At 39.9% G+C, this 5,083-nt stretch carries 6 protein-coding genes; all 6 read right to left on the reverse strand.

Translation table 11 applies throughout. The features are described from left to right. A partial coding sequence (locus HP456_RS19605) for a family 4 glycosyl hydrolase (RefSeq protein ID WP_446680275.1) occupies window positions 1–468 on the reverse strand: 468 nt, incomplete at its 3' end. Continuing rightward, on the reverse strand, window positions 465–1,070 hold the full coding sequence (locus tag HP456_RS19610) for a DUF624 domain-containing protein (protein ID WP_172254234.1): 606 nt from the start codon (window positions 1,068–1,070) through the stop codon (window positions 465–467). The genes HP456_RS19605 and HP456_RS19610, both read right to left, overlap by 4 nt. Window positions 1,071–1,098: 28 nt before the next feature. Beyond that, window positions 1,099–1,974, reverse strand: a complete 876-nt coding sequence (locus HP456_RS19615) for a carbohydrate ABC transporter permease (RefSeq protein ID WP_376766242.1) — start codon at window positions 1,972–1,974, stop codon at window positions 1,099–1,101. A gap of 15 nt (window positions 1,975–1,989) precedes the next feature. Beyond that, window positions 1,990–2,862 (reverse strand): carbohydrate ABC transporter permease, encoded by an 873-nt coding sequence (locus tag HP456_RS19620; protein WP_172254236.1) that lies wholly within the window; start codon window positions 2,860–2,862, stop codon window positions 1,990–1,992. A 113-nt stretch (window positions 2,863–2,975) separates the two neighbouring features. Further along, a complete protein-coding gene (locus HP456_RS19625) occupies window positions 2,976–4,289 on the reverse strand; it encodes an extracellular solute-binding protein (RefSeq protein ID WP_172254238.1) in 1,314 nt (437 codons plus the stop codon). A gap of 166 nt (window positions 4,290–4,455) precedes the next feature. Next, window positions 4,456–5,083, reverse strand: a 628-nt coding sequence (locus HP456_RS19630) for a phospho-sugar glycosidase domain-containing protein (protein ID WP_172254240.1), incomplete at its 5' end; no start/stop codon positions are given.

Here is a 5,083-nt window from a genome sequence, read left to right on the forward strand (position 1 = left end):
AATCATTCCGGCAGGGTTGGTAAAGTTGATGAGCCACGCATTTGGACATAATTCTTTCATCTCGTTCACAATTTCTACTATGACAGGGATGGTACGGAGGGCTTTAAACAATCCTCCCGGTCCATTTGTTTCTTGACCGATAACACCATATCGCAGCGGAATTTCTTCATCTTTTGCTCTTGCTTCTAATTGTCCAACCCGAAATTGTGTGGTTACAAAATCCGCATCCTTAAGGGCGGCTTGGCGATCCAGGGTTAAGTGAATTTCCATGGGGATATTCGCTTTTTTAATCATCCTTTTCGCAAGATTTCCCACGATCTGTAATTTGGTTTCCCCTTCTTCGATATCAACAAGCCACAATTCTTTAATTGGAAGAGATTCATAGCGTTTGATGAACCCTTCGATCAGTTCTGGCGTATAGCTTGATCCTCCCCCAATCGTGACAACCTTCAATCCTTTTTTGGTCATGAGAAGCTCCTTTCTGCCAGTTTTGCTTGCAGTCTCTTATTTTCCTCGGAATTTCCTATCTTCACCATAAAAAATGCGGCAACGCTTATACCAAAAAAGAAGGTAATTCCAGGTATATAGGCAATGGCGAATAATTCTATAACAAAAATAAACAAATATCCTATATTATTTTTTGGTAAAATCCAGACGAAGGAAAAGGCCCTTTTGACTTGAGAAATAATTGGTTGATCCGTTTCCAAGTATTGAAAAAAGTGAATCATACTTAGAAAAATGATCCCGATCATACCCATTACCAAATATTTGAGATAGATCGATTGTAAGATCAATAGATTGGCGCCTACTAGAAGGAACATGAAATGCCAGATGAGTGCCGCTCCGCTCAATTTAAAGAAGGAAAAGGTAAAAGCATTTCGGAATGTACGAAATGCTTCTCCAGATGATAAATCTTTTTCCTTTAAGACCGTAAAGAGAGCATGTGTGGCAGGGAAAATTCCAAATACTCCTAATCCAAGTAAAGTAAATAACAACCACAACACTTGCAAGTAGGCAAACCAATATATTTGCTGCAGGACATATACATATTTTGAAAGGATAACATTCATCTGCCACACCGCCTTTTACTAGTAATCATTATCCCTTAACTGCTCCTGCTACCATACCTTTCATAATCTGTTCCTGGAAGAGAACATACATGATAATGGTTGGAATAACAGCGATTGTCATTGCAGCCATCGTAAGCGCGTAATCTGTACTAAATCCATCGGAGAATACCGCTAAGCTTAATGGCAATGTCTTTAATGCACTATCGTTGATAAATACCAACGCAAAGACAAACTCATTCCAATAACGTAAAAATGCCAGGATTGCGACTGTTGATAATGCTGGCACACTTAACGGAAGCATGATCTTGAAGAATATTCCCCAGTATCCACTTCCATCCATAACGGCCGCTTCTTCTAACTCCTTCGGTACTGCACTCATATACGCAACAGTCAAAAAGATGGCGATGGGGAGTTCAAATGCAGTATAAGGTAAAATAAGGGCCCAATAACTATCTAAGAGGCCGACTGAATTCATCAGCGTAAATAAAGGAACCAGCGTACTATGAACCGGTATCAGCATCCCCAGCAGAAACAAAACGACTAAAAACCCTTTTAACTTAAACGTAAATCGGGATAATACATACGCCGTTAATGCACCGAGGAATACAGTCAATGCGGTAGCACTAACTGTAACAATCGTGGAATTGATCATTGCCTGTCCTAGGTTGGCTACTTCCCATGCCCTTGTAAAGTTTTCCCACGCAATGCTTGTTGGGAAAGAATAAGGAGATGTGAAAATTTCTTCATTTGTTTTAAAAGCACTCGTAATCAACCAGTATAGCGGGTATATCATCAATAAAGAAAAAATCGTTAAAAACAAAACCTTAATTGTTTTAAATAGTCCTGCCTTTAATGAAAAATCTAAAGAGGAATTCATTTTTTGAGTTTCAGTTTGAGTGTTCACCTTACCTACACCTCCCTAGTCTTTTTTCCTCATTAATATTTGGCTTATCCCGATTAGAATAAGGCTTAATATAATGATTAAAGTGGATATTGCAGAACCGAAACCGTATCGATACACCAAGAAGGTATTATTGTACATATAGGTTGCCAGAATTTCAGTTGACTGGGCCGGTCCGCCGCCTGTCATGACAAATACTTGGTCAAAAGCTTTTAAACTCCCGGAAATACATAAGATGATGACAACTTTAATGGTTCCCCACATATTCGGTAAAATAATGTAGAACAATTTCCTCCATCCGGTAGCACCATCGAGTAAGGCAGCTTCTTCAATTTCTGCCGGCATGTTTTGAATAGCAGCGATAAAGATAATCAAATAAGGGCCAATATAGTTCCATATTATCGGTACTGAGACGGCATACATATTCACAGATGGGTCGGCAAGCCATGCTCTCGTCCATTCTTCAAGCCCGACTGCAGTTAATAAAGTATTCACAATCCCGAATTCCTGGTCAAAAATATAACCCCAGATAAGACCTACTACAACGGTAGAGATGACCATTGGTAAAAAGACAGCCGAGCGAACAAAGCGCTGGAATAAACTACTCTTCCTGAGTATTAAAGCAAGTCCGAGGGCGATTGGAACTTGCCCTAACACAGATGCTGCCACAATGATCAGATTATTTTTAAAAGCCCTCCAAAATACAGGATCTTGAATGACTTCAATGTAATTTTGAAATCCAATATAGGTTGCTTCACCCAATCCAGACCAACTAAAAAAACCATAATAGGAAGACCAGAAAATGGGCACGATGACGAAAAAGCTGTAAAGCAAAAGAGCAGGAAGTAACGTCATCACTAACAATCCTTTTAACTTTAGTCCTGATTGCATACAATCCCCTCCTCTCATGGGCTTTTTTATTTAAGCTCCATTGACTGCAGCCAGGGCACTTGATCTTCGCTCAGTGCCCTTCACTTCAATCAACATCGTTTGAAACTTTACAATCAATCTTTATTTGCTGCTTGTGCGTTTTGAATAGTTTCCGCTACTTTTTTCACATCTCCACCAAGCATAATTTCTTGCAATCCATTATTGACTGCTTCAGCCCCTGCAGATGATAAATGCAGATCGTATACTGGGGCGAACTCAGCGCCTTTTACAAGGTTAAATGCTTCATAAAATAATGGATCTACCGTATCTTGATCAAGTTCCACATCATACATAACCATTGAATTACTTTCTGCAATAGCCTTTTGTGCTTCTCCGTTACTTAATGTGTAAATCAAGTCTAACGCAGCTTCTTTTTCAGCACCTTTTGTTTTGCTGCTTAATAGGTATCCTCCACCAGGACCGCCCGTAATTGTATTTCCTGCACCTTTACCGCCTTCAATTGCTGGTACTGTTGTAATCCCGATGTTTGCTGTTACATCTTCTGATCCGGAAGCAGCTAAACTGCTAATTGTCCAGGAACCATTCAGCATCATGGCAGCTTTTCCTTGGGCAAAATACTGTTCAGCCTGAGTATTATCCATGCTGTTTGCGCCATCAGAATAGGCATCATGATCTACAAGTTCTTTAAATTTATCTAATGCATCAATGAATACTGGATCTGTAAATGATGCGCCATCCTGGTTAACGGCATTCATGAACCACTCTGTACCTGTTACGCGGTCTGCAATCGCGCCAAATGTTGTAGATTGCGCAACCCAGGGAGCCTTATTCCCCATTGCAAGAGGTGTAATATCTTTTTCTTTAAAGAAGTCGATTGTTTCAATAAACTCGTCCCAAGTGGCTGGTACTTCCAAGTTATGTTCTTCGAATAATGACTTGTTATAATACAAGAAAGACGTTGAAGACATCGCAACCGGAGCTGAGTATAATTCTCCGTCATAGTTGTATGGATCTAATGCGCCTTTTAGGAATGAGTCTTTCCATTCAGGATTTTCTTCGAATAATTGAGTAATCGGTTGAATTAAATCACTTTTATGAAATTCATCTGTAAAACTGCCTGCATACGTCAAGAAAACATCAGGAAGCTCATCCGCAGCGGCAACCGTACTCACCCGCTGACGATATCCATCAACTGGAATGGCTTGTGCATCGATTTCAATATCCGGATGATCCTTTTCAAATTGAGTAATCATATCTCTTACTGTTCTTGCACGTAAATCATCCCCGGCAAAGTTATGCCAGACTGATATTTTCGTTTTTCCAGAGTCTTTCCCTCCAGCACCCTCTTTATCTCCTGCTCCGCTGCATCCGGCTAAAGCGAGTAATAGGACTACAACCATTACGAAGAACTTTTTCAAATTGACCACTCCTTTTTTATTTATATATCCAGCTTATAATAGCGCTTACATTTTGGTAAGGTGGGCATTCTACAGATTAAGGGAGACAAATCAAAGAATATTGAAACAATTCAGATTTTAAAAAACCGAATCTAAAAAAGATTCGGCTTACCCTTCATCGGGAATTTATCACTCTTTATAACTGCTCTTTTTCTACGAACTTGAAAGTAGTCCACGGTTTAATGTAATTTAATAGAAATAGATTTTCAGGGACTATTTTTGCCACAACATTTTTTCGATCATCCTCTGGCATTTCTTTCAATACGATTTGGAGTTCCGCCTTGTATTTCCCGAATGTATCATTGCCAATTGCCACATCACCCACTAGCTGCTTTTTCGCTCCAAGGGGAACAATTGGATGGTTTGCGTATGTTTTTCTTACCTCGGTGGAACGGACTAAGTATTCCGTGATATCCCCTCTTCGAACATGTTCCTCATTGAAGATGATTTTTTCTTCAGATGAGGATATTCCATCTTCTAACTCGATTTCAAGCTCTACCACATATCGATTCAGTTTACCCAGCTTGATGATCTCTTCATCAGTTGCATAAGCATTTCCAATAATGACATCATCAATCAGGCCGGTTGCCCAGAGGTGCTTTGCCTGGATGTGAATCGGCAGGTTACGATGTTCTTCCAATGTGGATAGACCATCATTAATACTCCAAGGACCCAGATTTCCTTCTGAAGACGAAACAAAGGCGGCTGTCCGGATTCCAAGGTTCTTAAATCGTTTCGAACAACTCACAAAGTAATCATAAGCT

It is taken from the genome of Bacillus haikouensis, from assembly GCF_013179555.1.
GTDB classification, from domain to species: domain Bacteria; phylum Bacillota; class Bacilli; order Bacillales; family Bacillaceae_B; genus Rossellomorea; species Rossellomorea haikouensis_A.